Raw genomic sequence first — 2,231 nt, 5'->3', positions numbered from 1 at the left:
CCCCCCCCCCGCGCGGGGGCGGGGGGGGGGGCCCCCCGCGGGGGGGCGCCCCCCCCCCCCCCCCCCCCCCCCCCCCCGGTGTCGCGGGTGCCGGGCCGCCCCCAGCTCGGCCGGCACGGGGATCAGATGACGGTGCCCACGTCCTCGGCCACCAGGGTGTCCATGGCGTGCTCGGCCACCGCGGCGATGGTCATCGACGGGTTGCAGGCGGCGGTGTTGCCCGGCATGAGCGCGCCGTCGAGCACGTACAGGCCGCGCTGGCCGAGCACCCGGCCGTTGACGTCGCAGACCGTGCCCATGCAGGCGCCGCCGAGGGCGTGCCAGGTTGACGGGAACACGGCGTTGGTGTCCAGCAGGGTGGTGTCCGGCCCGGCGATGCGGTGGGCCAGCGGTCCGATCCTGGTGTTCTGGATGTGCGAGTCGCCGTCGGCGGGCCAGTACAGCCTGGCCTCGCCCGCCGCTTCGTCGTAGGTGAAGCGGCCGCGGTCGCGGCTGACGCCGTAGCCGACCATCATGGTGCTCTGCGGATCGATCTGCAGCGGCGGGATGGAGGCCTGCACCAGCGTGCACGCGCTCTCCGGCTCCGCCCAGTTCTTGCTGCCGTACACCACGGGACCGCCCTGGGCCTGACCGAAGTGCGCGCCCGGGTTGTGCCAGACGTAGATGCGGTCGGCGTTGGTGCCCCAGCCCTCGCCGACGGCGTCGGGCAGGTCGGGGATGCGGCCGGTGGCCTTGGCGCGCACCAGCAGCTTGGTGGTGTTGACCGAACCCGCGGCCATGATCAGCGTGCCCGCGGTGAGGATCTTCTGTTCCACCACCGTGCCGGTGGTGTCGAGGCGGTCGACGTGGATGTTCCAGCGGCCGTCCGGGGCGCGCTCGACGTCGGTGACCTCGTGCAGCGTCTGGACCTGCACCAGTCCGGTGGCCTCGGCGGCGGCGATGTAGGTGACGTCGACGGAGTTCTTGCCGCCGTTGTTGACCCCCATCGCGCCGTCGCCGTTGGTGTAGCTGGGCTTCATCTCCCCGCGCAGCTCGGCCAGCGCGTAGTTCCAGTCGATCGGCATGGGGATCTTCTCGAGCGGCAGCCCGGCGCGGCGCACATGGTCGGCGAAGACCCGCGCGGCCAGGTAGTTCGGGTGTTCGACCAGCTCGTCGGGCGCCACCGCCAGCCCGAGCATGCGCGCGACCCGGGGGTAGTGCACCCGGTCGAGCACGTCCCATTCGATGCCTGCGGGGAAGTGCGCGGCGAACACCTCGCGGTCCGGTTGCAGCGACATGCCCTGGTAGACCAGCGAGCCGCCGCCGACGCCCGAGGGGCACAGCGCGGTCATGTTCTCCCCGGCCACCGCCTCGATCAGGCCGGTGTAGGGCTCGAAGACGAGCGGGGTGCCGAACAGGTTCGGATTGCTCCGGTACCACAGCAGCCGCTTGTCCGGCGCGGAGGCGCGCGGGAAGGTCTCGGAGTTGGGCCCGGTGGGCCAGCGCAGGCCGCGTTCGAGCACCGTCACCGGCACGCCCGCCTGGGCGAGCCGCAGCGCGCTGATGCCGCCGCCGAAGCCGGAACCGACCACGACGACGCGGTGGTCCTCGAAGACCATCGGGATCTGATTGCCGCGCGGCGCGACCGCCTGGCGTCCGCTGGCGTTCCAGGAACCCACGGCCAGTACCCCGGCCGCGGCTGCTCCGGTCAGCACGGACCGGCGCGTGATTACCGACATGACAACCCTCGAGTAGAAGTAGAGCGACCGGACAACGCTGTCCGGTCTCGGGGGAGTCTGCCGCGTGGGTCACACCGGAGTCAAGCACGGGAATCGGGCGCAACCAGTTTCGCCGGGCGTGCCGGAACGTCGCGACGGGGGTGGCGGGCGGGTGAAATGCCCGATCCTGGCCCCGCGGGCGGCGCGAGGGCATCCGCTATCACCGTCGATCCGTCCCGGCGGCGAGAGGCCCGCTCCGGCGGTGCGAGCCGATGATCGATAGCTGAGGAGGCCTGGTGTGACGAGAGCGACATGTCATGGTTCGCCGGACGGGCGCGCGCCGCTGCCGGGCCGTGGCGGCGCAGGCGTGGCGTCGCCACCGCAGAGACGCGGGGCCGCGGCCACCGGTGCGGTGGTCACGACCCCGCGTCGAGGTCGCCCTGACCGCCCGGGCGCACCCCCGCCGGCCCGGCGATCTAAGACGAGTGCCCGCAGCATTGCGCCCAACCCGCTGATGGCGGTGTCCCCCCCCGC

Annotated in this window: 1 protein-coding gene; it reads right to left on the bottom strand. The window is 73.1% G+C overall.

Annotated elements, in window-relative coordinates:
• Window positions 1–122: 122 nt before the first annotated feature.
• Window positions 123–1,718 carry a GMC oxidoreductase gene (locus tag QH283_RS04620; protein ID WP_280501769.1) on the bottom strand — a complete coding sequence of 532 codons (1,596 nt, stop codon included), beginning with the start codon at window positions 1,716–1,718 and terminating at the stop codon, window positions 123–125.
• Window positions 1,719–2,231 lie beyond the last annotated feature (513 nt).

This window comes from Nocardia farcinica, from assembly GCF_029867845.1.
Lineage (GTDB): Bacteria > Actinomycetota > Actinomycetes > Mycobacteriales > Mycobacteriaceae > Nocardia > Nocardia farcinica_A.
This window is presented reverse-complemented; position numbering and strand designations above follow the sequence as displayed.